Source organism: Glycomyces sp. NPDC021274 (assembly GCF_040641195.1).
Classification (GTDB): Bacteria; Actinomycetota; Actinomycetes; order Mycobacteriales; family Micromonosporaceae; genus Glycomyces.
The window spans coordinates 443,231-465,513 of record NZ_JBFADC010000003.1 but is presented as its reverse complement, the minus strand read 5'-3'; the positions used below and the strand labels follow the sequence as shown (position 1 = coordinate 465,513).

The window sequence follows — 22,283 nt, the reverse complement described above, 5'->3', positions numbered from 1 at the left end:
CCTGCGCCGTACGCGGCGCCTCCACCGCGGGCCGATGCCGAGGTGAGGGCCCCGCCCTAGGATGGGGACCATGTCCACTCCCCCCGGAAGCCGCCTCTCCGGGCTGCGGCTCGACCTGTGCGTGGCCGTGGTCCTCCTCGGCGACACGCTCATCTCGGGCGCGGCCGTCGCCGTCGACGGCGGCCTGCCCTGGTACGGCTGGCCGCTGCTCGCCGTGGGGCCCTTGCTGTTCCCGCTGTGGCGCCGCTACCCGCGCGCGGTCATGCTCGTCACGGTCGGGGCCCTGGTCGCGGTCGGGCACCTGCACGTCGGCCCGCTCGCGGCCGTCCCGGCGCTGGTGGCGATCGCCGTCTCGATGTACCGGGGGCACCGCAAGCTCACCGTCAGCCTCGTCGGCGTCGTCTCGGCCGTCACGATGCTCGGGAACTGGAGCGCCGCCGACTTCCAGTTCACCGGCGCGGTCATGGAGCAGTCCATGCTCGTCATCGGCTGGCTGCACGTCGCCCTCATCTCCGGCGAGTCGCGCCGCCAGCGCGACGCCTACATGGCCGAGGCCGAGCACACCCGCGAGGAGGCGGTCAAGCGCAAGGCCGCCGACGAGCGCGTCCGCATCGCCCGCGAACTGCACGACTCGCTCACCCACTCCATCTCGGTCATCCGCGTCCAGGCCGGGGTGGCGCTCCACTTGGCGCGCAAGCGCGGTGAGGAGCCGGCGCCGGCGCTCGTCGCTGTTGAGGAGGCCGCGAAGGACGCCACCCGGGAGCTGCGCGAGACCCTCACGATGCTCCGGGACGACGAAGGCCACCGGCTCTCGCGCGTCAAGCCCCTCGCCGACCGCTACCGGGGCCTCGGCTTCGCCATCGACGTCGAGTGCGAGGTCGACGAGGCGGCCGTGCTCGACGAGGAGGTCGACCACGCCGCCTACCGGATCGTCCAGGAGGCTTTGACGAACGCCGTGCGCCACTCCGACGGCGACCGCGTCAGGGTCCGCGTGCACCGCGGCGACGACGCCCTCGTCGTCGAGGTCGCCGACAACGGCCGCGCCCGCGACGTCACCCCCGGCCGCGGCCTCACCGGCATGCGCGAACGCGCGGACGCCCTCGGCGGCACCCTCGATGTCGGACCCGGCGAGTACGGTTTCCACGTCACCGCCCGCCTGCCGATGCCCAGCACGGAACCGCTCATCCCGGTCCAGGCCGCCGCCGAGACGGGGAGTCCGCGATGATCCGGGTCCTGCTCGCCGACGACCAGCCGCTCATGCGCGGCGGCTTCCGCGCCCTCATCGACGCCGAGGACGACATGACGGTCGTCGCCGAGGCCGCCGACGGCCCCACCGCCGTGCGGCTCGCGGGCGAGTACCGGCCCGACGTGGCCCTGCTCGACGTCGAGATGCCCGGCGGCGACGGCATCAGCGCCGTCCGCGCGATCGCGGCCGACGCATCGCTGGCCTCGCTGCGGGTCGTCATGCTCACCAACTACTCCTTCGACGCGTACGTCTTCGACGCCCTCCGCGCCGGCGCCGCCGGCTACCTCGTCAAGGACACCGAACCCGAAGAGCTCCTGCGCTGCGTGCGGGCCGCCGCAGCGGGGGAGACGCTCCTGTCCCCGCAGATCGCCGCGAAGCTCGTCGCCGAGTACGTCGCGCACCCGCCGTCGCGGCTCGCCGGGCAGGTCGAGGGCCTCACCTCGCGTGAGACCGAGATCGTGGCGCTCGTCGCGCGCGGGCTCACCAACGGCGAGATCGCCGAACGCCTCTTCATCAGCCCGGCCACCGCGAAGACCCACGTGCACCGCGCCATGATGAAACTCGCCGTACGCGACCGCGCGGGCCTCGTGGTCTTCGCTTACGAGTCGGGCCTGGTGCAGCCCAAGGGCACCGTCTGACCGGCCGCCACGCGCAAAACCCGATAGGATATATCCTATAGGATTTCGGTGTCCCTGGGCGGGGGTCAGTCCTCCATCGCCCACATCGGCGCGCCCGCAGCCACCGCGGCGCGGGCGAGGTCCTGCAGCGCCGCGGTGAACCCAACACCGCGATGTGGCCTGTCGTGAGGTGGATCGTTCTGATGTGGACCGTCGAGGTGCGGCTCGAGCGCGGCGGCGAACGCGGTGACCTCGTCAGCGGTCACGGCCGACCCGAAGTGCGCGCCGAGGCCGCACCAGCCGGTGTCCTCGTTCCAGTCCCGGGCCAGCCGCGGCAGTGCCGCGTACCCGCCCGGCGGCACGGCCTCCAGCAGCTCGTCGAGCGCCCAGCCCAACCGGATCCGGTCCACCTCGACCATGAACAGCGACCCCGCGCGCTCGTACCAGAACCGGTACCGGCCCATGCACAAGCTCCCGCAGGCGCAGGTCGGCTCCAGGAACGCGGCCACGGTCACCACCTCGACCACCCGCTCGAGCCGCCGCCCGTCCACGAACGCGGTCCATCGTTCTTCCACCGCCGCACCATAACGCGCCGGAGCCGGCCTCAAGACCGGTCGGTATCCGCATCGGAAGGCACATCGGCCTCGGTCCTGGCATCGGCATCGCTTTCAGCGCCGCCCTCGGCATCGCCTTCGGCGGCGCTCGGCTCGCCCGCCTCCCCCGCGGCCGTTCCCGCAGTGTCCGTCTCCGGCTCCGCCGTCGCGTTGAACTCCGCCCCGAACAGCAACGCCGCGTTCGTGATCCACAGCCACACCAGGAACACGATCACGCCGCCCAGTGCCCCGTACGTCTTGTCGTAGCTCCCGAAGTTCGCCGCGTACAGCCCGAACGCCACCGAGGCCGCGATCCACAGCACCACCGCCAGCGCCGCGCCCGGCGCGCGCCGCCGGAAGGTCGAGCGCTTCGCGGGGGCGAGCCAGTACAGCAGCGCCACGATGACCATCACGAGCACGATCACCGCGGGCCATTTCACCCAGGTCCACACGGTGACCGCGGCCGAGTCCGCGTTGACGGCCTCGCCGATCGCGCGCGCCACCGACCCGCCCGTGGCCGCCACCAGTCCGCACACCGCCGTCAGCGCGCCCACGACCAGGGTGAGGACGAGGCGCACGATGAGGACCGTCCACCATTTGCGGGTCTCGCCGGTCCCGTTGACCGCGTTGAGGGCCCGCGAGAACGCGGCCACGTAGTTCGATGCCGCCCAGAGGGCGGCGACCAGGCCGACCAGGGCCAGGAGTCCCGCGGCGGACGGGTTCATCTGGAGGCGCGCCACGGCGTCCTCGATGATCTGGAAACCATCGCCCGGTACGAGTGGTCTGATGCCGTCGAGGAGCGCGGTCGTGGCGTCCTCGTCGAGCATGCCGATGATGGAGGCGCCCACGAGGATCGCGGGGAACAGCGACATCACGGAGTAATAGGTGAGGGCCGCGGCGGTGTCGCCGCGGCTGCCGCCGGCGTACTGCTTGGCGGCCTTGACCAATGATCTGGCGCCCATGACTCCACCGTGCCAGGCTTCGCCGGGGGACGGGCCGGTTCGCGCGAACTCGGCACGCGTGCTCAGGTTCGGCCGTCTCAAGCGCTGCTATCTCAAGCGCTGCTACTTCAAGAACTGCCGCGCGTGCGCGTTGCCAGCCCCCAGATGACGAACACGTCCAGTGCGATCACGATCGAAGTCCAGAGTGGATACTGCGGGGCGAGCAGGACCTGGTTGACCGCCGAGACCGCCGCGACGACCATCGCGGGCACCGGGTGCGCGCCCCAGCGCGCGAAGCGCCGCCAGATGCCGAGCTGGCCGAGCCCGAACACGATGGCCGCCAAGCCGATCGCGAGATTGACCCAGCCCCAGCCGGTGTTGTCGCCCCTGTACCAGTAGCCGCCGCCGGTGAAGACGAACACGTCGCCGCCCGCGACCGCATACCCGATGACCACCTGCCAGGCGCCCATGAGCAGCAGCAGGACCCCGGCGAGCGCGGAGCCGCCAGCGCTGCGGCGAGGCAGCCAGTCCTCTCGAGTCATACGGGATCCCCTGGGGCGGCGGTCGGCGCCGTGGACGCCGCTTGCGCACACAGCTTAGGCGACGCGGCGTCCCGATCGCGGCTTCCACGCTCGCCGCAGGCCGCACTGCGGCCAAGCCGCGATCGTGCGTCCGTTCTGGAGTATTGAAGGGGCATTCGAGCAGCCCCGCCGGCCGCTGCCGGACCCGTTCGCCCGCTCGCCGCGTCGGCGGAAACCTCCGGAGGCGGCATCGGCATGCGGCGGCTCCGTCGCGGTTGCGGCGAAGCTCGCGGACGAACGGACGCGGACACCGACTCGGACCCGCCGGGACCGCTCCGCCTAGTCGCCGTCCGGCCTTTCCAAGCGGCGCAGCCAGTTGCCGAGCAGCGCGCTGCCGTCCTCGGTGAGGATCGACTCGGGGTGGAACTGGACGCCCTCGACGTCGAGGCTGCGGTGGCGCAGGCCCATGACCGTCCCGTCGTCGCTGTTGGCGGTCACCGCGAGCGGGTCGCGCACGCTCGAGGGCTCGACCGCGAGCGAGTGGTACCTCGTGGCGGTGAAGGGATTCGCGAGGCCGGCGAACACGCCCTCGCCGTCGTGGCGGATCGGCGAGGTCTCGCCGTGCCGCAGTTCGGCCGCGCGCGTCACCTCGGCGCCCCAGTGCTCGGCGATCACCTGATGGCCCAGGCAGACGCCGAGGACCGGCACCTCGCCGGCGAAGCGGTCGAGGAGTTCGTGGCCGAGCCGGGCCTCGTCGGGACGCCCCGGCCCGGGCGAGAGGAGGAGCCCGGCAGGGCGCAGCTTCACGGCCTCGCCCACATCGGTCCGGTCGGAGCGGCGCACCTCCACCCGGGCGCCCAGCGCCCGCAGGTAGGAGACGATGGTGTGGACGAACGAGTCGCGGAAGTCGACGACCAGCACGCTACCCGTCACGGTCATGCATCACCGCCCCCACCAGTGCGTTCGGTCCTTGCTCTACTCCCCGTCTTCGGGGGACTCCGCGGTCTGCCAGTCCTCGGGGTCGAACCCGGTCGCCGGGCAGTCGACCCCGGGCGTGCAGGTCGCGTCCTCGGCGGGCGCGCCGGTCTCGTCGCCGTTCTCGACGTTCACGCCGCCGGCCGGGTCGACGTTGCTCCACGGCATCATCGGGCGCACCGCGGGGAACACCACGAACCACAGGAGCGCGACCATGCCGACGCTCAAAGCCACCGAGCCGATCAGTTTACCCGGTAGCCCGCCGGGGAGCTTCCCCCAGATCCACGAGTACATGTCAGGCCTCCGGGTCGATCGCCGCGTCGGGAAGGTCGCCCTCGGCGTCACGCGGGATGGTCTCCACCAGCTGGCTGTAGACGACGTAGCGCTCGTAGTTGTCCCACCGCGGGTGGCAGGTGAACAGGGTCAGCCAGTAGTCCTCGTCGCCGGGCTCGACGCCGGGCTCGCCCGGGACCGGCGCGGTGATGTCGATTTCGGTCTCGTTGACGACCTCGTCCCCCTGGACCTCGTAGACGTAGAAGTTCTCCTTCGTCTCGATGACGACCTTGTCCCCGGGTTTGAGGGAGCGGATCTCGGAGAAGATCGCGGGCACGTTGTGGCCGGCGAGCGTGAAGTTGCCCTGCTCGCCCGGGTAGGCGCCGTCCATGTAGCGGCCGGGCGCGTACTCGATGTCGGCCGGCTCGGTGCCTTCGACGAGCGTCCAGGACTCGGCCCGCACGTCGGGCGCCCACATGCGCGCGAACGCGTCGCCCAGTTCGGGCACGGGCGCGCCGTCGACGCCTTCGCCTTCGGGCTCGGCCTCCCAGATGTTCTCGAGGTCGCCCGAGAGCGTCTCCTGCTCGTTGTTGATCTCCTGCGAGACGCCGAAGACCTCGTAGGCGGCGTACAGCAGGACGATCGCGCCGAGCGTGACGAGCGTTTCGCCCAGGCCGCGCACGGTGGTGCGCAGGCCGCCGTCGCTGCGGTGGCGCTTGACCGAGCGCTTCTTGCGGGCCTCGCTGTCGGCGCCGGGCGGGGCGGGCGTCTCGTCGGGCGGGATCACGGGCAGGATCGCGGTGCCGTCGGGTTCGGGCACGAGGGGCGCGTGCTGGGTCCGCTTCGCGAGGCCGGGCGGGCGGAGCGCGGTGGTCCGGTCGGGGTCGGCGGCGGTCGGGGCGGGAGGAGGCGACGGGACGCTGGCGCGCCCGGGGCTCGTAGGAGTGCCCGTCAGCGGTCCCGGCGAGGGCCGCCGGGTCGGCGGAGACTCGTTCGCGAAGGGGGACCAGTCCTGATCGCTCACCTGGAACTTCGCCTCCATAGTGCCGGTGTTCTCTTCGTAGGGGATCTCGTAACCATAACGCGCGAGGCAATCCTAGGGTTGTGTCACGAACCCGAATATCAACCGAACGGGCAGGTCTCTGCCGGGCCTGCGGGAACGGGCGCCGAACCGGGCGAGTCGCGCGCGTGTCGTGGTCCGGGTGCGGTGCGCTCCAAGCGCTTCGGCCCCTCGACCCGGGCTCCGGGCCCCAGGGTGTGAGCTACGCGATCCCGCGCGGACGGCGCGTCACCGGCGGACGGTACCCTGGACGCCGGACATGTCCCTCAGTTGGAGAGTCGTCGATGCCGAAGTCACGTGTGCGCAAGAAGAAGGTCTACTCGAGCTCCGGCGCGGGTACGAGTTCGACCTCGGGCGAGAGCTACGAGCCGAGCCCGATGTGGGTGCCGATCACCGCTGTCGCCCTCATCGTCATCGGCATCGGCTGGCTGACCCTGTTCTACCTCTCCGGCATGCAGTTCCCGGTCGCGGCCTGGGGCTACTGGAACCTCGCGGTCGGCTTCTCCTGCATGGTGGCCGCCCTCCTCGTCCTCTCGAAGTGGCGCTGACCCGCAGCATCGCTGAAGGCGAGGCCCCCTCGTCTCCTGTTCGAACCGGACCGTGTCGGACCCCCGGCGTACTTTTGTGCCAGGGGTCCCTAAGGGCTGATTTATCAGGATATTTCCGGATACGCCCTGATTCATCCGCTCACAGCAGCTCGAACACGGTCGCGTTCGCCATGCCGCCGCCCTCGCACATCACCTGGAGCCCGCGCCGGGAACCGGTGTCGCGCATGTAGTGCAGCATCGTCGCGGCCAGCCGCGCCCCCGACGCCCCCAGCGGGTGCCCCAGCGCGATCGCGCCGCCCCGCGGGTTGAGCCGCTCCTCGTCCGCGCCCGTCTCCGCCAGCCAGGCGAGGGGGATCGCGGCGAACGCCTCGTTCACCTCGAACACGTCGATCTCGTCCAGGTCCAGGCCCGCGCGCGCCAGGATCTTCGCCGTCGCCGGAATCGGCCCGTCCAGCATGAGCACCGGGTCCGAGCCGACCGCGCACGCCGCCGCGATCCGCGCCAGCGGCCGCACGCCGAGCCGCCGCGCATGCTCGTCCGTCGTGATCACCAGCGCCGCCGCCCCGTCCGTGATCTGCGAGGCCGACCCCGCCGTCACCGAACCGTCCACGGTGAACACCGGCTTCAACCCGGCGAGCTTCGCCATACTCGTGTCCCGCCGGATGCCCTCGTCCACCGCCACGCCCGCCACCGGCGCGATCTCGTCGGCGAACAGCCCGCCGTCGCTCGCGGCCGCGGCCTTCTCGTGGCTGGCGAGCGCGAACGCGTCCATCGCCTCCCGCCCGATCCCGTACCGCTCGGCCACCAGCTCCGCGGCCAGACCCTGGTTGAACAGCACCGGCGCCTCCCGGTCCACGTGCGCCGCATACCGTTCGCGCACCACCGGCCCGTACGGCAGGCCCGCGCCGGAGCCGACGCTCGACCCCATCGGGACGCGGGTCATCGACTCGACCCCGCCCGCCACGACCACGTCGGCGTGCCCGGCGAGCACCGCGGCAGCCGCGAACGCGACCGCCTGCTGGCTCGAACCGCACTGGCGGTCAACGGTCGTGCCCGGGATCCGGTCGGGCCAGCCCGCGGCGAGGACCGCGTTGCGGGCGACGTTCCAGGACTGCTCGCCCACCTGCGAGACGCAGCCGAGCACCACGTCGTCGACCGCGTCCGGGCCGAGGCCCGAGCGCTCGAGCGCGGCGTTCATCGCGTGGGCGGCGAGGTCGACGGCGTGCACGTCAGCGAGCGCTCCGCCGCGCCGGCCCAGCGGCGTGCGGGCGACGGCGAGGATCACGGCCTCAGGCATTGCGGTACACCGGCGCGATGACGGCCCGCGCGATCGCGTTGAACGTCAGGTGGAAGGCCCCCACCGCCATCGAGGCGCCCGGGTCGACCTCGACCGGCGCCTTCAGGGCGTGCACGGCGAACAGGTAGCGGTGCTCGGGGTCGCCGTGCGGCGGCGCGGCGCCCGCATAGCCGATGGTCCCGGAGTCGTTGCGCAGCTGCACCGTGCCCGCGGGCGGCGCGGCGGCCGCGCCGGACGCCAGTTCGGTGACGGACGCGTCGAGGCCGAGGAGCATCCAGTGCCACCAGCCCGAACCGGTGGGCGCGTCCGGGTCGAAGCAGGTGACGGCGAACGCGGCCGTCTCGGCCGGGAAGCCCGACCAGGCCAGGTGCGGGGAGACGTCGCTCCCGGCGACCTGCGCGGCGTCGAGCGTGGACTTGTCGGCGACGTCGTCCGAGACGACGGTGAAGGACGGGAGCGGTGGCAGGTAGTCGTAGGGCCAGGGGGCCCGGGTGCGGTCGAGCGACGTCATCGTTCTCCTCGATTCTCGGCCCGGCCGGCGGTGCCGGCCCTTCCCGCCCGCACGGGGCGGTGGAGCCGCTTTCGCTTGCGGGGCCACGGTTTCAACAGCACGGTTGCAACGACATGGTCGATGGTCTCGCGGGGCGCCGGGCCCCGCCTCTGCACCGTATCGCGATCAGGACGCCCGCACGAGCGCACTGCGCACTGGGCGTGCGCGAGCGGGGCCGGGAGAGCGGGATGCCACCCGCACGAGCGCCCTGGGTGGTCGGCGCGACCCGCGCAACCTGCACGACTCGCACGACTCGCGCAACCCGCGCTGCCCCCGCCCCGCCGTCCGGTCCTCCGGACGCGGCGTCCGCATCGTGGACGCCGTGACGCCTCGGACTGCCGCCACGTGCGCCGGTGTGCCCGAACCTGACCGGCCGTGCCAGCCGGTGAGCTGCGGCGCGGCGGCTCATATGCCGCTCGACGTCCACCCTGCGGGCCGCTTACGCTGGTGTCATGCCGAACACCGACGTCATCTCTTTCTCCCGGGGCGCCCCGTCGCTCGACATCGTCGACACCGAGGGCCTCAAGGCCGCCGCCGTGGCCGCGCTCGAAGCCGATCCGGCCGGGGTCACCGGCTACGGCACGTCCGTGGGCTACGGCCCGCTGCGCGAGTGGATCGCCGCCAAGCACGGCGTCACTCCCGCGAACGTGCTGGTCACCAACGGCTCCATGCAGGCCGACGCGTTCCTCTTCGACGAGCTCGTCAAGCCCGACTCGCCGGTGATCGTCGAGCGCCCCACGTACGACCGGACCCTCCTGGGCCTGCGCAACCGCCGCGGCGAGCTGCACCCGGTGCGCCTCCAGGCCGACGGCCTCGACGTCGACGAGCTCGAGGGCCTCCTCAAGGGCGGCGTCCGCCCGACGCTCGCGCACATCATCCCGAACTTCCAGAACCCGGCGGGCGTGACGCTCTCGGGCGAGAAGCGCACGCGGCTGCTCCAGCTCGCGAACGAGTACGAGTTCACGATCTTCGAGGACGACCCGTACTACGACATCCGCTTCCGCGGCGAGCAGTTCCCGACGATGCTCGAGCAGGACGCGACCGGCCGCGTCGTGTACGCGTGCTCGTTCTCCAAGACCGTCTGCCCGGGCCTGCGCACCGGCTACCTGGTCGGCCCGGCCGACCTCATCGCCACGATCGCCGGCGCCGCGACCAACACCTACATCGCGCCGAACATGTTCGCGCAGGCCACGATCTACCAGTTCGCGGCCTCCGGGGCGCTGGACCGCTCGATCGCGACGGTCAAGGCCGCGCTCGAGGAGCGCGTCGACCAGCTCTCCGCCTCGCTGCGCGCGCACCTGCCGGGCGCCGAGTTCATCGTCCCCGACGGCGGCTACTTCCTGTGGGTGGACCTCGGCGAGGGCGTGGACTGCGCGAAGGTCGCGGCCGCTGCCGCCGACGAGGGCGTCCAGGTCGTCAAGGGCACCGACTTCGTGCTCGAAGGCGGCCAGACCTGCCTCCGCCTGGCGTACTCGGCCGTGAAGGCCGACCGGATCGACGAAGGCGTGCGCCGCCTCGCGAAGGCCGTCGCGGCCTCGAAGGGCCTCTAGTCGCACACTCCGTGATTGATCGCGGACGTTACGTCGACAATGGATGGCGGTTATGCGCCATGGCGTATAACCGCCACCGCGACGCCCTTCCCAGAACGGATGCGGGGAGCGAAGATCGGTGCGTGACCGCGGTTCGCCGCGGAGCGGTCGTTATCCCGCCCCCATTGACGCCGGATCGGTGGACTCGCCCACTCCCCCCGAGGCGAGACACCGGTCCGGCGTTTTTTCACACACGATTTCGGGGGTCCGCGTCGCCGCGAACCCCCGATTCCTCATGCCCCCGATGGCGCGGTCGTCAGCGCGTGACGCTGTCGACGAGCTCCTCCGTGAGCGCCCGGTCGTCGAGCTCGGTGTCGTCCAGGAGCTCGTCCGCGAGGAGCGCCTCCCCGATCGACTCGGTCCGCTGCCGGTACCACAGGTACGCGGCGGCCCCCCCGAGCGCGAGCCCCGCGCCGATCGCCCCCACGACCCACGGCCACTTCGGGGCCGGCGGCTTCCTGAGCCCGACCTTCGTCAGGACGACGTTGACCTTCGGCGCTGCCGCCTCCTTCGTTCCCCTGGCCGCAGCGAAACTCGCTTCCTTCAGCGAGTTCACGCCTTGCGTGAAATGGTCCACGGCCTCCTTGGTAGGAGTCGTGGCGTGTCGGCTGAAGCCCATAGTGAATGCCTCCTCTAGGTGCCTGTAGGTCTCATCGTGCCCCGGCGTGTGACACCCGTCGAGGGAAACGGGGGAGAAAGTTGGACGAACCTCGGCGGTCTGGCACCATAGACGCCATGACGAAGGCGACGCTCAAGACCAACGCAGGCGACATCACGATCGAGCTGCTCGACAACCACGCGCCCAAGACTGTGGCGAACTTCGTGGGCCTCGCGGAGGGCACCAAGGAGTACAAGGACCCGGAGACGGGCCAGCCGGGCTCGGGCCCGTACTACGACGGTGTGATCTTCCACCGCATCATCGACGGCTTCATGATCCAGGGCGGCGACCCGACCGGCACCGGCCGCGGCGGACCCGGCTACCAGTTTGCGGACGAGTTCCACCCCGACCTGCACTTCGGCGAGCCCTACCTGCTCGCCATGGCGAACGCCGGGCCCGGCACCAACGGCTCGCAGTTCTTCATCACGCTGGGCCCGACCCCGCACCTGAACTTCAAGCACACCATCTTCGGCAAGGTCGCCGACCAGGAGTCCAAGTCCGTCGTCGACCGCCTCGGCAAGGTCGCGACCGGCGCCATGGACCGCCCGGTGAACGACGTCGTCATCGAGTCCGTCGTCATCGAGAAGTAACGACACTCAATGAGCGACGAGCAGTCGGCCCCCACCTGCTATCGCCACCGGAACCGCCAGACGTACCTGCGGTGCGTGCGCTGCGACAAGCCGATCTGCGCCGACTGCCGGATCGACGCTCCCGTCGGGTTCCAATGCCCTGACTGCGTGGCCGCCGGCCGCCGGACGATGCGCCAACCGCGCAACTCGTTCGGCGGCGGCGCCCGCGCGGGCGCCGCCGGCACCGTCACCAAGGCGCTCATCGGCGCCAACGTCGCGGTGTTCATCGTGACCGTGCTCTCGGCGGGCGTCTGGGCGATCATCTCTTCGGGTTCGACGGAGATGCATCGGGCATTCGCTGAACTCGGCCTCGGCTTCAGCAGACTCGGCGTGCCCGTCCCCGAGATCCCGGTCGAGCTCTTCGGCGTCGAGTTCGTCTCGCCGACGGTTTCCGCCGGCGGCTACTACCGCATGGTCACCGCCATGTTCCTCCACTTCGGCGTCATCCACCTGCTGTTCAACATGGTGGTGCTGTGGATGCTCGGGCGGGTCCTCGAGCGCGACCTCGGACCTGCACGGTACTTCACGGCCTACATGCTGTCCGGTCTTGCCGGATCGGTCCTGGTCTATCTGTTCTCCTACGGGGCGCTGACCGCCGGGGCCTCTGGCGCCGTGTACGGCCTGTTCGGGCTGATGATCATGGTCAACCGCAAGCTTCGTCGCGACAACCAGGGCATCTACGTGCTGCTGGGCCTCAACCTGGTGCTGACGCTCATGCTGGGCTTCAGCTTCGCGGGGCATGTGGGTGGTCTCGTCGGCGGCCTGATCTGCGGCGCGATCCTGACGTTCACGCCGCGCGAGCGGCGGGCCCTGCACTGGGTCGGCTTTGCGCTGTTTCTGGTGGTGCTTGCCGCGATCACGTTCTTCCAGACGGGCGTGCTCGACAACCGGTTCGACGTCGTCTGACCCGGTTGCAGCGGTCACCCTCTTCCAGGTGGGCGCCTGACAGCCAGTTCGACATCAGCTGATCCGGTTTCGCGATGTTCTTCCAGACGGGCGTGGTCGACAACCGGTCCGACACCGTCCGACCCGGATCGCCGCTTGCGGCGGTCCGAAGCGGGGTCGAGCATCGAACCAAGACTCCGCCTCGGCGTTGTCGCCGCCCGAGCGCCCAGCGCTCGGGCTCTTGGGTTTCCGGATCGGGACTTCTCGTACTGGCCGAGCGGATCGAGTTCCGGCCCGGCCGGTGAGTGCCCGGTGCGTCCCTGCGATCGTTCGCATTGGCCTTTGGGGGCCCCTCCCCCCCCACCCCACCCCCCTCGCCCACCCGCCCGGTTGTTGTTGACTGCACGGTGTTGAGGGCCGTCGCTTTGGGCGACTGGCCGACGGTCGTCGTTGACCGTCCTCGCGGTGCTGATGCTTGCGTGCTGCCGCTATTTGAGTTCGGTGGCCCAGGTTCGCGCCTGGGCGAGGTCGTCCGGCGTGTCGCAGTCGAACCAAGGGGGCGGACTCGCGTGCTCCCAGGTGACGGTCTCGACTTCGATGCCGGAGAACAAGAGCCTCGCCGGGGCGCCCGGTTCGACCTCGGCCGCGTTGCGGCGGACCGGGTCGATGGGCCAGAGGCCGCACAGCCACTGCCTTCGCCCCGCGTTGTCGCAGAACAGCGCTCCCCGCTTCAGGGCGTCACCGTCCGGCCCGGGCCCGCTCGCGTGCCGGCGAAGCAGGTCCAGTGCCTCGGAGGTCAGGAACGGCAGGTCCCCGCCGAGGATCGCCACCCGGTCGCAGTCGTCCGGCACTGCCGCCAGGCCGGCCTGCACCGCCCGCGCCGGGCCCGAACTCGGCGGGTCCTCCAGAACCTGGAGCACCCCCTCCGGGAGGGGCTCGGCATCGGGGGGCCGCGTGCCCACGACGACCCGGGACACCGCGTCCTCGGTGGCCGAGAGCATCCGTTCCAGGATCGTCGTACCGCCGACGACCAGCTCGCTCTTCGCGCACCCGGCGAATCGCCGCGCCTTGCCGCCGATGAGGATGATCGCGGCAAAGCCGCCCAGCTGCTCAACCATGCCCTCAGCGTAGCGATGACTCCGCGGTGGCGGGGTGCTGCAGTGCGGTCGCCCGTCTTGGGTTTCTTGCGGACTCTGTTGGTCATGGACTCTTGTTCTCCCTCTTTGGGTTCAGTGGGTCCGGCGGGTCGGAAAGTGCGTCGCTGGGTAGGCCTCCTCGGTACATTCGCGGTCGGCGGGCTGCGCGGCTTCGGTCGGGCTGTTCAGTCGTTGACCTCTGCTTCCTCCCGGTCGCCGCTGCCGATCCTCGACAGCGCGCCGGGCGGGATGCCCGCCTGGAGGGCGGCCATGAGCATCTGCGCGAGCCGGTAGTGCGGGCTCGCCTTCAATGCGAGTTCGAAGGCCTCCAAGGCGAGTACGCCGTTGCCGAAGCGGTAGGCGGCGAAGCCGGCCACCGTTGCGGCCGGGGCCACCAGGTCGTCCTCCAGATGCCTGGTCACCCAGATCCACAGGTCCAGCCGGTTGCCTTCGAACCGCCCCGAGTTGATTCGCCGCAGCGCGTAGTCGCGGATGTCCAGGTCGCCGAGGGCCAGACCCACCGCGGCGATCGCCTCCGGTTCGGGGAGGGATTTCGCGTCCATCCACTGGTCGATCGCCTGGAGATCGAGGTTGCGCTGCGCGGCCCAGTCGAGTTCGGCGTCCTCGACGAGCGCCGCCGTTACCGCCCGCGCCACCGCCGCGCGCCGGCCCACCGGGGCCGGGGCGAGCAGGGCGGCGATGGCGCTCCGGTCGGCCTCCGCGTAGCCGCCCGCGACCGCCACCTCGCAGGAGGCCGCCGAGGTCTCCGGCAGCGGCAGGCCCTCAGGCGGGCAGCAGGCACCGCCGCAGGTGAGGCTGAACCAGCGGCCCTCGGCCACCCGCAGCAGGTCGATCGGTGCGAATCCGGCGGCGTGGAGGCGCGTCGCCGACCATTTGGCGGCCGCTTCAGCGATCTCGGCCTCGCCGTAGACGATGACCACGGAGCCGTCGCACTCGTTGAGGCTCAACTGGCCGGTGAGGTCGCGCAGGTGCTCCATATGGTCGGCCGAACCCGGCAGGTCCACGCGGAAGGTGCACTGGAGTTCGCCGTTGAGGAGCCCCACGACCACAAGGCTGTGGTCGGGATGGAATCCGAGCAGGAGCGGAACCGTGGTGAGGAGATCAGTGGGGCCGTTGAGCCGGATACTCGCTTGTGTCGTATGCATACGTCAACTGTCCGTGTTCTGCCCAGTACTGGCCAGAATTATTTTTTCTCCTGTGGATAACCGAAACAGCCCTGTGGATTGTTTGGTCCTTTTCGCGAGGCGTGGTAACGGCGTGTCGGGGCGCTCCCGGAGGGGGTCGCAAGGGGCTGAGAGGGAGGGCATCGGGGGCCGGAGTCCGCGCGGCCGTCCGGCGCGAGGCGATAGGGTGGAAGGTCTGAACCGGGCCGCCCGCGCCGGTGCCCACGGCAAGCCGCGCAGGGGCCCGCAGCGGGCGAAACCACAGGTCAAAGCGGGAGCGAAGCGTGTCGAACCAGTACGTCCACCTGCATGTGCACACCGAGTACTCGATGCTGGACGGGGCTGCGAAACTCAAACCCCTGTTCGCAGAGGCGGAGCGGCTGGGCCAGCCCGCGATCGCGATGACCGACCACGGGAACATGTACGGCGGCTACGCCTTCTATCAGCAGGCGAAGAAGACCGGCGTGAAGCCGATCATCGGCATCGAGGCCTACCTCGCGCCGCACGACCGCTTCCACAAGAAGCCCGTCTGGTGGGGCCAGCCCTCCCAGCGCGGCGACGACCTCTCCGGCGCCGGCTCCTATACCCACATGACCATGGTCGCCAAGGACTCCACGGGCCTGCGCAACCTCTTCCGCATGTCCAGCCTCGCCTCCTTCGAGGGCTACTACTACAAGCCGCGCATGGACCGCGAACTCATCGCGCAGCACTCGCAGGGCATCGTCGCCACCACCGGCTGCCCCTCGGGCGAGGTGCAGACGCGCATGCGCCTGGGCCAGATGGACGAGGCCTACCAGGCCGCCTCCGACTACCGGGACATCTTCGGGGCCGAGAACTTCTTCCTCGAGATCATGGACCACGGCAACGACATCGAGCAGCGCGTCAAGAACGAGCTGTACGAGCTCGGCAAGAAGATGGGCATCCCGCCGCTCGTCACGAACGACTCCCACTTCGTGACCGAAGCCCAGAAGGACACGCACGCCGCGCTCCTGTGCGTCCAGTCCGGCACCACCCTGGACGACCCGAAGCGCTTCAAGTTCGACGGCCAGGGCTACTTCCTGCGCTCCGCCGAGCAGATGTACGGCGTCCGCAGCGACGAGATGTGGCAGGAGGGCTGCGCGAACACCCTCCTCGTGGCCGAGATGGTCGAGTCCTACGACGAGATCTTCGCCGTCCAGGACCGGATGCCCGTCATCGAGGTCCCCGAAGGCCACGACCAGGGCTCCTGGCTGCGGCAGCTCGTCATGGAAGGCCTCAAGGAGCGCTTCCCCGGCCAGGAGGTCCCCGCCGACTACCTCGAGCGCGCCGACCTCGAACTGAACGTCATCATCAACGCCGGGTACCCCTCGTACTTCCTCGTCGTCGCCGACCTCATCAGCCACGCCCGCTCCATCGGCATCTACGTCGGCCCCGGCCGCGGCTCGGCCGCCGGCTCCCTTGTCGCGTACGCCATGAAGATCACCAACATCGACCCGATCGAGCACGGCCTCCTGTTCGAGCGGTTCCTCAACCCCGAGCGCGTCTCGATGCCCGACATCGACATCGACTTCGACGACCGCCGCCGCGGCGAGATGATCACCTACGCCACCGAAAAGTACGGCAAGGAGTTCGTCGCCCAGGTCATCACCTTCGGCACCATCAAGACCAAGGCCGCGATCAAGGACGCCGCCCGCGTCCACCACGGCCAGCCCGGCTTCTCCATCGCCGAGCGCATCACCAAGGCCCTCCCGCCGCCCGTCGCGGCCCAGGACATCCCGCTCTCGGGCATCGTCGACTCGAGCCACCCGCGGTACAAGGAGGCCGGCGAGGTCCGGGCCCTCATCGAGAACGACAACGACGTCCGGCAGATCTTCGACACCGCGCTCGGCCTCGAGGGCCTGATCCGCAACGCCGGCGTCCACGCCTGCGCGGTCATCCTCTCCTCGCAGCCGCTCATCGACTGCATCCCCATGTGGGCCAGGCCGGACGGTTCGATCATCACCGGCTGGGACTACCCGTCCTGCGAGGACATCGGCCTCCTGAAGATGGACTTCCTGGGCCTGCGGAACCTCACCGTCATCGGCGACGCGATCGAGGCGATCAAGCTCAACCGGGGCGTCGAGATCGACCTGGACACGCTCGCCACCGACGACCCGAAGGCCTACGAACTGCTCGCGCGCGGCGACAGCCTCGGCGTGTTCCAGCTCGACGGCGGGGCCATGCGCGAGCTCCTCAAGCGCATGCAGCCCACCGAGTTCAACGACATCATCGCCGTCAACGCCCTGTACCGCCCCGGCCCGATGGCCGCGAACTCGCACAACAACTACGCCGACCGCAAGAACAAGCGCCAGGAGGTCGTCCCGCTCCACCCCGAGCTCGGCGAGGCCCTGGAGGACATCCTCTCGGAGACGTACGGCCTGATCGTCTACCAGGAGCAGATCATGCGCATCGCCCAGAAGCTGGCGGGCTTCACGATGGGCCAGGCGGACATGCTCCGCAAGGCCATGGGCAAGAAGAAGATCGACGTCCTGGAGAAGATGTACGCCGACTACGAGGCCGGCATGCTCGGCAACGGCTACTCCAAGGACTCGATCAAGACCCTGTGGGACATCATGCTGCCCTTCGCCGGGTACGCGTTCAACAAGTCGCACGCCGCCGGCTACGCCCTCGTCGGGTACTGGACCGCCTACCTCAAGGCCAACTACCCGGCCGAGTACATGTCCGCGCTGCTCACCTCCGTGGGCGACTCCAAGGACAAGGCCGCGGTCTACCTCTCCGAGTGCCGCCGCATGGGCATCACCGTCATGCCGCCGGACGTCAACGAGTCGCGCCACATGTTCCACCCGGTCGGCAAGGACATCCGCTACGGCATGGGCGCGGTCCGCAACGTCGGTGCGAACGTCGTCGCCGGGATCATCGAGGCCCGCGAGGAGAAGGGCGCCTACGCCGACTTCAAGGACTTCCTGCAGAAGGTGCCCGCACCGGTCTGCAACAAGCGCACCGTCGAGTCGCTCATCAAAGCGGGCGCGTTCGACTCGCTCGGCCACGCCCGCCGCGGCCTCGCCGAGGTGCACGAGAAGGCGATCGACGCGATGGTCTCCATCAAGAAGGAGGAGGCGCGCGGCCAGTTCGACCTGTTCGGCGGCATGATGGAGGACACGACCGAGACCCTCGGCGTCGACCTCACCATCTCCGACGACGAATGGGATCGCCGCGACAAGCTCGCCTTCGAGCGCGAGATGCTCGGCCTGTACGTCTCCGACCACCCGCTCAACGGCTTCGAGCGGCTGCTCTCGTCCAATGCGGACCGCCCGATCGCGGCGCTGCACGGCGAGGAGATCGCCGACGGCGCGAACGTGCGCGTCGCGGGCATCCTCCAGAACGTCGCCAAGCGCGTCACCAAGCAGGGCAAGCTGTGGGCCTCGGCCACCCTGGAGGACCTGGCCGGTTCGATCGAGGTCCGGTTCTTCCCCAACACGTACGAGCTCGTCTCGGATTCGCTCGCGGACGACCTCGTGTGCTGCGTCAAGGGCAAGCTCGACCGCCGCGACGGCACCGCCCAGCTCATCGCCCAGGACCTCGCCGTCCTCGACACCTCGACCGGCCCCGAAGCCAACTCGGCGCCGATCACCTTGGCGCTCAGGGCCGCAGCGGTGAACCAGGACCTCATCGAGAAGCTCTCCGACACGTTCAAGACCCACCGCGGCGAAGCCCAGGTGCGCGTCCAGCTCGCGAACGGGCCCAAGACGACCCTGCTCGCACTGGGCGACCAGTGGCGGGTGCGGCCCTCCGTCGAGCTCTCGGCCGACCTCAAGGCGATCCTCGGCGTGGGCGCCCTCGTCGGGTAGCCGTGCACTGATCGGGCCCGGCCGCTGCAAAGCGGCCGGGCCCCTCGCCTGCCACCGGTCGGAGCGTCCACGGTGCACTGCGCCAAGATGGGCGCATGACCCCCGTTCACGATCTCGGCGCGGCGTCGCCGACCCGGCGGCGCGCGGCCCTGCTGCGCTTCGCCACCGAAGTCGGCGACTGGGCCGCCATCGGCATCGCCCTCGCCCAGATCTCCATGCCGCTCGCGATCGCCGTCGTGCTCGCCTCCGTCGCCATCCCCACCGTGTACGCCACCCCCGGCGACAAACCGCAGCCCCTCATCCCCGTGCCCGGCTGGGTGACCCTCGCGATCCTCGCCGCGACCATGGCCGGCGGCGTCGTCGCCGCCTGGATCGCCTGGCCCTGGTGGGGCGCTCTTGCCTTGAGCGCCTTGACCGCTGCGAGCCTCGTCGCGGAGCTCCCGCGCTGGCGCTGGTTGCTCACTGCCAAGATGCCGGCATCACGACCGTCCTCTGACCACTAGTCGAAGTCGGTGCCGCGGGAGACGTGCTCCCACGCCGCGAGCTCCTCGGTCTGCGACCTGAGCTCCGCGCGGATCGCGTCGGCCGCGTCGTTGCCCAGTACCAGCCGCAGTGGCACCTGTTCGGCCGCAAGGGCTTCGATGACGGCGGCGGCGGCTTTCGCCGGGTCGCCCGGCTCCTTGCCGTTCGAGCCCGGGAACGCGGTCCTGAAGGGCCCCACGGTCGCGTCGTACGCTTCGATCGGCGCCGAGGTCGACTGGGAGCCGCCGGTCAGGCCGGTCCGGAACGCGCCCGGTTCGACCACGAGCACGTCGATGCCGTGCGGCGCGACCTCCGCGACGAGCGCTTCGCTCAAACCTTCCAGCGCGTGCTTGGTGGCCGAATACGCGCCCACGCCGGGGAAGGACATGCGTCCGCCCATGCTGCTGAACTGCACGATCGCGCCGCTGCCTCGCGTCCGCATGTGCGGCAGGACGGCCCGGACCAGTTCGGCCGGGCCGAAGAAGTGCAGGTCCATGAGGGAGCGGAGCTCGGCGTCGGTGGTCTCCTCGACCGCGCCGATGTGCCCGCGCCCGGCATTGTTGACCAGGACGTCGATGCGGCCGTACCAGAGCACGGCCTCGGCCACGACCGCCTTGATCCGGCCGGGGTCGGTGACGTCGAGCGCCACGGGGATCGCCCGGCCGGGGTAGGCGGCGGCCAGGTCGTCCAGGGTCTCGGGCTTGCGGGCCGTGGCGATCACGGTGTCGCCGGCCGCGAGGGCCGCCTCGGCGAGAGCGCGGCCGAAGCCGGACGAGGTGCCGGTGATGAGCCAGACGCGGCCCTCGGCGGTGCGGGTGGGGTTGTCGCTCATGGGGGTTCCTTCCGTTGCCGTGTGCGGTTCCTTTATCCCCCTGGAGGAGAGGGCGCGTCCAATACCGGAATCGGAAGACGTCATAAGCGGCGTTTATGATCGCTGGATGGAGTTGCGGCAGCTGCGGTACGTGACCGCCATCGCCGAGCACGGGAACCTCGGGCGGGCGGCGAAGGCGCTGTACGTGAGCCAGCCTGCGCTCTCATACGCGCTCAAGCGGTTCGAGACCGAACTGGGCCTGCGGATCTTCGACCGCGGCCCGGCGGGTGTCGTCCCGACCGACGCCGGACGCGAGGTCCTGGACGCGGTCGCCGAAGCGGTCGCGGCAGCCGATCGGGTGGCGGCGGTGGCGGACCGGCACCGTCTCGGGCAGATGCTCCGGGTCGGCTTCGAGGCGAGCGGCGCCGGCGAGCTGACCACGCGGGCCCGCGCCGAGTTCGCGCGGCGCCACCCGGACGTTCGCGTGGCGCCCAAGCGGTTCGACTGGGGCGGTGAGGCAGCGGCACTGCGGGAGGGTCAGGTGGACGTCGCCTTCGTCTGGCTCCCGGCGGATCTCACCGGCTGCCGGAGCGTCGTGGTCCACACCGAGCCGCGCGTCGTCGGCCTCCCGGTGGGGCACCGGCTCGCCGCACGCGAGGGCGTGAGCGTGGTCGAGACCAACGGCGAACCGCTCATGTGGACGGACAAGGCGCCTCGCGCGTGGGTCGACTGGTGGGCCGTGAACCCGCGGCCCGACGGCTCGGAGCCGCGGTGGGGACCGCAGAACGACAACGTCGAGGAGATGCTCGAGCAGGTCGCCGAGGGTGCCGCGATCTGCTTCGCGCCGCAGAGCATGGCCGCCTACTACGCCCGGCCGGACCTGGTGTGGGTGCCGCTCACCGACGCGGAGCCCCTGCAGGTCGTCATTGCCTGGCGCAGTACCGATGAGTCGCCGCTCGTGCGCGGCTTCGTCGAGGTCGTCCGCGAACTCACCTCGATGTGACGCGCGACTCATCTCCTTCGTGGGACCCGGCGGTCACACTCCCGGTCCCGCATTCGTCCTTGTGGTGTATCGACCGACCCGAAAGGAACACCGCAATGAGCACCTACCCCCGCATCGAGAACCCCGTCCAGCACCTGCCCGTCATCGGCGAGATCGCCGCTGCCGTCAACCGCGTGAACGAGGAAGGCGTGCTGCCGAAGACCCTCGTCAACCTGGTCGGCCTGCGCGTCGGCCAGCTCGTGGGCAGCTCCTACTTCACCGCCCGCCAGCTCGGCGACGCAGAGGACACCCCCGAGCGGCTCGGAGCCGTGGCCACCTGGCGCACCTCGCCGTACTTCACTGAGGCCGAGCGGGCCGCGCTCGCCATCGCCGAGGCCGTGCACACGCCGAACCCGACCGGCGAGCGCGTCAGCGACGAGCTGTTCGACGAGGCCGCGAAGCACTTCAGCGACAAGGAGCTCACCGTCCTCACGGCCGTGCTCGGCCAGATCGGGTACTTCATCCCGCTGGCGCTCATCGGAAACCCGAAGGTCGGCGTCTCCTTCGCTGAGCAGTGGCAGAAGTAGCCCGAATGCGATCGGGCCCGCGCCTAGCGCGGGCCCGATCGGCCGGTGGATCGCGGCACTGCCGCCGCAGGGTGGAGCGTTCGCGCCGCTGCCGCCGGAGCATTCGCGGCGCAGCCGCGGCGAGAACTTCGAGGGGCAGCTGCTGCGCCCTGAGCTCGGCGGCTCCGGCCGTGTCGAGGGCCGGATCGGCCACGGGAGAGAGGAGGAGGAAGCAGCAGGCCGGGGTTCGTTCCCGACTCGGCCTGGAGTTCAGGCGAGGGCACCGAGGATGAGCGCCGCGGCGGCCGGGACCAGGTACAAGACCGGGTAGAGCACCGTGGCGTACGAGCGGGCCCGCAGCACGGTGACGATCGCGCCGAGGAAGTAGAGGATGATGCCGATGGCGGCGGCCACGCCGATGAACGGGATGAAGAGGCCGACGATCAGGCCGATCGCTCCGGCCGCCTTGGCAAGGCCGAGCCAGGGCCACCACGACTGCGGCACGCCGTAGCTCTGCAGGGGCTCGACCACGAAGGCGGCCTTGGTGAAGATCGAGTAGGCCGAGAAGCCCACCCAGAGCGCGGCGGCGATGGTGACGATGATGTGGGCGATGGTCATGGGACTGCTCCGGTTCGGTTCGTGGGGACGCTTACATCCGGTTGAACCGCGTCGCGGGGAGAACGTGACAGCGAAGCCCGACGAGTGGCACGGATCACGGTAACGCGGTGCCAGGCGCGGGGCTTGCGCGAGGACTGCGGCTTATGGTGGCCGCCGACCCGACCCGACCCGACCCGACCCGACCCGACCCGACCCGACCCGACCCGACCCGACCCGACCCGACCCGACCCGACCCGACCCGACCCGACCCGACCC

At 70.6% G+C, this 22,283-nt stretch carries 23 protein-coding genes; 10 read left to right on the top strand and 13 right to left on the bottom strand.

Annotated features, from left to right (window positions below; translation table 11 throughout):
* The first annotated feature begins 70 nt into the window (after nucleotides 1–70).
* Nucleotides 71–1,225 (top strand): sensor histidine kinase, encoded by a 1,155-nt coding sequence (locus AB0I03_RS09740; RefSeq protein WP_360409311.1) that lies wholly within the window; start codon nucleotides 71–73, stop codon nucleotides 1,223–1,225.
* Nucleotides 1,222–1,884: a response regulator transcription factor gene (locus AB0I03_RS09735; RefSeq protein WP_360409308.1), complete on the top strand. Its 663-nt coding sequence runs from the start codon at nucleotides 1,222–1,224 to the stop codon at nucleotides 1,882–1,884. Before AB0I03_RS09740 ends, AB0I03_RS09735 begins: the two co-directional genes overlap by 4 nt.
* Before the next feature lie 65 nt (nucleotides 1,885–1,949).
* On the opposite strand, the gene AB0I03_RS09730 is transcribed toward AB0I03_RS09735, so the two are convergent.
* From AB0I03_RS09730 to AB0I03_RS09705, 6 genes are all read right to left on the bottom strand, one after another.
* Nucleotides 1,950–2,438, bottom strand: coding sequence for a hypothetical protein (locus tag AB0I03_RS09730; RefSeq protein ID WP_360409305.1), 489 nt, complete (start codon nucleotides 2,436–2,438; stop codon nucleotides 1,950–1,952).
* A gap of 29 nt (nucleotides 2,439–2,467) precedes the next feature.
* Entirely contained in the window at nucleotides 2,468–3,418 is a 951-nt protein-coding gene (locus AB0I03_RS09725; protein ID WP_360409302.1) for a YihY/virulence factor BrkB family protein, read from the bottom strand.
* Between the two features lie 107 nt (nucleotides 3,419–3,525).
* A complete protein-coding gene (locus AB0I03_RS09720; RefSeq protein ID WP_360409299.1) occupies nucleotides 3,526–3,939 on the bottom strand; it encodes a hypothetical protein in 414 nt (137 codons plus the stop codon).
* A 318-nt stretch (nucleotides 3,940–4,257) separates the two neighbouring features.
* On the bottom strand, nucleotides 4,258–4,857 hold the full coding sequence (locus AB0I03_RS09715) for an aminodeoxychorismate/anthranilate synthase component II (protein WP_360409296.1): 600 nt from the start codon (nucleotides 4,855–4,857) through the stop codon (nucleotides 4,258–4,260).
* A 36-nt stretch (nucleotides 4,858–4,893) separates the two neighbouring features.
* Entirely contained in the window at nucleotides 4,894–5,187 is a 294-nt protein-coding gene (locus AB0I03_RS09710; RefSeq protein WP_360409294.1) for a hypothetical protein, read from the bottom strand.
* A gap of 1 nt (nucleotide 5,188) precedes the next feature.
* Nucleotides 5,189–6,190, bottom strand: a complete 1,002-nt coding sequence (locus AB0I03_RS09705; RefSeq protein WP_360409292.1) for a class E sortase — start codon at nucleotides 6,188–6,190, stop codon at nucleotides 5,189–5,191.
* Between the two features lie 320 nt (nucleotides 6,191–6,510).
* Between AB0I03_RS09705 and AB0I03_RS09700 the strand changes: the two genes are divergently transcribed.
* On the top strand, nucleotides 6,511–6,774 hold the full coding sequence (locus tag AB0I03_RS09700; protein WP_360409289.1) for a cell division protein CrgA: 264 nt from the start codon (nucleotides 6,511–6,513) through the stop codon (nucleotides 6,772–6,774).
* A gap of 139 nt (nucleotides 6,775–6,913) precedes the next feature.
* On the opposite strand, the gene AB0I03_RS09695 is transcribed toward AB0I03_RS09700, so the two are convergent.
* Nucleotides 6,914–8,071, bottom strand: coding sequence for a thiolase family protein (locus AB0I03_RS09695; protein ID WP_360409286.1), 1,158 nt, complete (start codon nucleotides 8,069–8,071; stop codon nucleotides 6,914–6,916).
* Entirely contained in the window at nucleotides 8,064–8,582 is a 519-nt protein-coding gene (locus AB0I03_RS09690) for a YbhB/YbcL family Raf kinase inhibitor-like protein (RefSeq protein WP_360409283.1), read from the bottom strand. Before AB0I03_RS09690 ends, AB0I03_RS09695 begins: the two co-directional genes overlap by 8 nt.
* 467 nt (nucleotides 8,583–9,049) lie before the next feature.
* On the opposite strand from AB0I03_RS09690, the gene AB0I03_RS09685 reads away from it, so the two are divergent.
* Entirely contained in the window at nucleotides 9,050–10,171 is a 1,122-nt protein-coding gene (locus tag AB0I03_RS09685; RefSeq protein WP_360409969.1) for a PLP-dependent aminotransferase family protein, read from the top strand.
* A 295-nt stretch (nucleotides 10,172–10,466) separates the two neighbouring features.
* On the opposite strand, the gene AB0I03_RS09680 is transcribed toward AB0I03_RS09685, so the two are convergent.
* A complete protein-coding gene (locus AB0I03_RS09680; protein ID WP_360409280.1) occupies nucleotides 10,467–10,829 on the bottom strand; it encodes a hypothetical protein in 363 nt (120 codons plus the stop codon).
* 116 nt (nucleotides 10,830–10,945) lie between these two features.
* On the opposite strand from AB0I03_RS09680, the gene AB0I03_RS09675 reads away from it, so the two are divergent.
* Entirely contained in the window at nucleotides 10,946–11,458 is a 513-nt protein-coding gene (locus tag AB0I03_RS09675) for a peptidylprolyl isomerase (protein ID WP_360409277.1), read from the top strand.
* Between the two features lie 9 nt (nucleotides 11,459–11,467).
* Nucleotides 11,468–12,403, top strand: a complete 936-nt coding sequence (locus AB0I03_RS09670) for a rhomboid family intramembrane serine protease (protein ID WP_360409275.1) — start codon at nucleotides 11,468–11,470, stop codon at nucleotides 12,401–12,403.
* A gap of 467 nt (nucleotides 12,404–12,870) precedes the next feature.
* Here the strand turns inward: AB0I03_RS09670 and AB0I03_RS09665 are convergent, their stop codons facing one another.
* Nucleotides 12,871–13,500 carry a molybdenum cofactor guanylyltransferase gene (locus AB0I03_RS09665; protein ID WP_360409272.1) on the bottom strand — a complete coding sequence of 210 codons (630 nt, stop codon included), beginning with the start codon at nucleotides 13,498–13,500 and terminating at the stop codon, nucleotides 12,871–12,873.
* 203 nt (nucleotides 13,501–13,703) lie between these two features.
* Complete coding sequence (locus AB0I03_RS09660) at nucleotides 13,704–14,684, bottom strand: DUF4192 domain-containing protein (protein WP_360409269.1); 981 nt, start codon at nucleotides 14,682–14,684, stop codon at nucleotides 13,704–13,706.
* 302 nt (nucleotides 14,685–14,986) lie between these two features.
* Between AB0I03_RS09660 and dnaE the strand changes: the two genes are divergently transcribed.
* A complete protein-coding gene (gene dnaE, locus AB0I03_RS09655; RefSeq protein WP_360409266.1) occupies nucleotides 14,987–18,529 on the top strand; it encodes a DNA polymerase III subunit alpha in 3,543 nt (1,180 codons plus the stop codon).
* 95 nt (nucleotides 18,530–18,624) lie between these two features.
* Nucleotides 18,625–19,032, top strand: coding sequence for a hypothetical protein (locus tag AB0I03_RS09650; RefSeq protein ID WP_360409263.1), 408 nt, complete (start codon nucleotides 18,625–18,627; stop codon nucleotides 19,030–19,032).
* On the opposite strand, the gene AB0I03_RS09645 is transcribed toward AB0I03_RS09650, so the two are convergent.
* Nucleotides 19,029–19,883 (bottom strand): oxidoreductase, encoded by an 855-nt coding sequence (locus tag AB0I03_RS09645; RefSeq protein WP_360409260.1) that lies wholly within the window; start codon nucleotides 19,881–19,883, stop codon nucleotides 19,029–19,031. The two genes, AB0I03_RS09650 and AB0I03_RS09645, sit on opposite strands and share 4 nt — an antisense overlap.
* Nucleotides 19,884–19,989: 106 nt before the next feature.
* Between AB0I03_RS09645 and AB0I03_RS09640 the strand changes: the two genes are divergently transcribed.
* The gene (locus tag AB0I03_RS09640) at nucleotides 19,990–20,865 is read left to right on the top strand and encodes a LysR family transcriptional regulator (RefSeq protein ID WP_360409257.1); all 876 of its coding nucleotides are present in this window, start codon (nucleotides 19,990–19,992) and stop codon (nucleotides 20,863–20,865) included.
* A 95-nt stretch (nucleotides 20,866–20,960) separates the two neighbouring features.
* A complete protein-coding gene (locus AB0I03_RS09635) occupies nucleotides 20,961–21,431 on the top strand; it encodes a carboxymuconolactone decarboxylase family protein (RefSeq protein WP_289960002.1) in 471 nt (156 codons plus the stop codon).
* A 249-nt stretch (nucleotides 21,432–21,680) separates the two neighbouring features.
* Here the strand turns inward: AB0I03_RS09635 and AB0I03_RS09630 are convergent, their stop codons facing one another.
* Nucleotides 21,681–22,028 (bottom strand): DoxX family protein, encoded by a 348-nt coding sequence (locus tag AB0I03_RS09630; RefSeq protein WP_360409254.1) that lies wholly within the window; start codon nucleotides 22,026–22,028, stop codon nucleotides 21,681–21,683.
* Nucleotides 22,029–22,283 lie beyond the last annotated feature (255 nt).

What these genes read in the sequence shown, in the direction of transcription:
- AB0I03_RS09680 (WP_360409280.1), bottom strand. Translation starts at nt 10,829, where the DNA reads ATGGGCTTCAGCCGACACGCCACGACTCCTACCAAGGAGGCCGTGGAC.
- AB0I03_RS09715 (WP_360409296.1), bottom strand. Translation starts at nt 4,857, where the DNA reads ATGACCGTGACGGGTAGCGTGCTGGTCGTCGACTTCCGCGACTCGTTC.
- AB0I03_RS09735 (WP_360409308.1), top strand. Translation starts at nt 1,222, where the DNA reads ATGATCCGGGTCCTGCTCGCCGACGACCAGCCGCTCATGCGCGGCGGC.
- AB0I03_RS09660 (WP_360409269.1), bottom strand. Translation starts at nt 14,684, where the DNA reads ATGCATACGACACAAGCGAGTATCCGGCTCAACGGCCCCACTGATCTC.
- AB0I03_RS09700 (WP_360409289.1), top strand. Translation starts at nt 6,511, where the DNA reads ATGCCGAAGTCACGTGTGCGCAAGAAGAAGGTCTACTCGAGCTCCGGC.
- AB0I03_RS09670 (WP_360409275.1), top strand. Translation starts at nt 11,468, where the DNA reads ATGAGCGACGAGCAGTCGGCCCCCACCTGCTATCGCCACCGGAACCGC.
- AB0I03_RS09645 (WP_360409260.1), bottom strand. Translation starts at nt 19,883, where the DNA reads ATGAGCGACAACCCCACCCGCACCGCCGAGGGCCGCGTCTGGCTCATC.
- AB0I03_RS09740 (WP_360409311.1), top strand. Translation starts at nt 71, where the DNA reads ATGTCCACTCCCCCCGGAAGCCGCCTCTCCGGGCTGCGGCTCGACCTG.
- AB0I03_RS09630 (WP_360409254.1), bottom strand. Translation starts at nt 22,028, where the DNA reads ATGACCATCGCCCACATCATCGTCACCATCGCCGCCGCGCTCTGGGTG.
- AB0I03_RS09725 (WP_360409302.1), bottom strand. Translation starts at nt 3,418, where the DNA reads ATGGGCGCCAGATCATTGGTCAAGGCCGCCAAGCAGTACGCCGGCGGC.
- AB0I03_RS09710 (WP_360409294.1), bottom strand. Translation starts at nt 5,187, where the DNA reads ATGTACTCGTGGATCTGGGGGAAGCTCCCCGGCGGGCTACCGGGTAAA.
- AB0I03_RS09675 (WP_360409277.1), top strand. Translation starts at nt 10,946, where the DNA reads ATGACGAAGGCGACGCTCAAGACCAACGCAGGCGACATCACGATCGAG.
- AB0I03_RS09695 (WP_360409286.1), bottom strand. Translation starts at nt 8,071, where the DNA reads ATGCCTGAGGCCGTGATCCTCGCCGTCGCCCGCACGCCGCTGGGCCGG.
- AB0I03_RS09650 (WP_360409263.1), top strand. Translation starts at nt 18,625, where the DNA reads ATGACCCCCGTTCACGATCTCGGCGCGGCGTCGCCGACCCGGCGGCGC.
- AB0I03_RS09635 (WP_289960002.1), top strand. Translation starts at nt 20,961, where the DNA reads ATGAGCACCTACCCCCGCATCGAGAACCCCGTCCAGCACCTGCCCGTC.
- AB0I03_RS09720 (WP_360409299.1), bottom strand. Translation starts at nt 3,939, where the DNA reads ATGACTCGAGAGGACTGGCTGCCTCGCCGCAGCGCTGGCGGCTCCGCG.
- AB0I03_RS09665 (WP_360409272.1), bottom strand. Translation starts at nt 13,500, where the DNA reads ATGGTTGAGCAGCTGGGCGGCTTTGCCGCGATCATCCTCATCGGCGGC.
- AB0I03_RS09640 (WP_360409257.1), top strand. Translation starts at nt 19,990, where the DNA reads ATGGAGTTGCGGCAGCTGCGGTACGTGACCGCCATCGCCGAGCACGGG.
- AB0I03_RS09690 (WP_360409283.1), bottom strand. Translation starts at nt 8,582, where the DNA reads ATGACGTCGCTCGACCGCACCCGGGCCCCCTGGCCCTACGACTACCTG.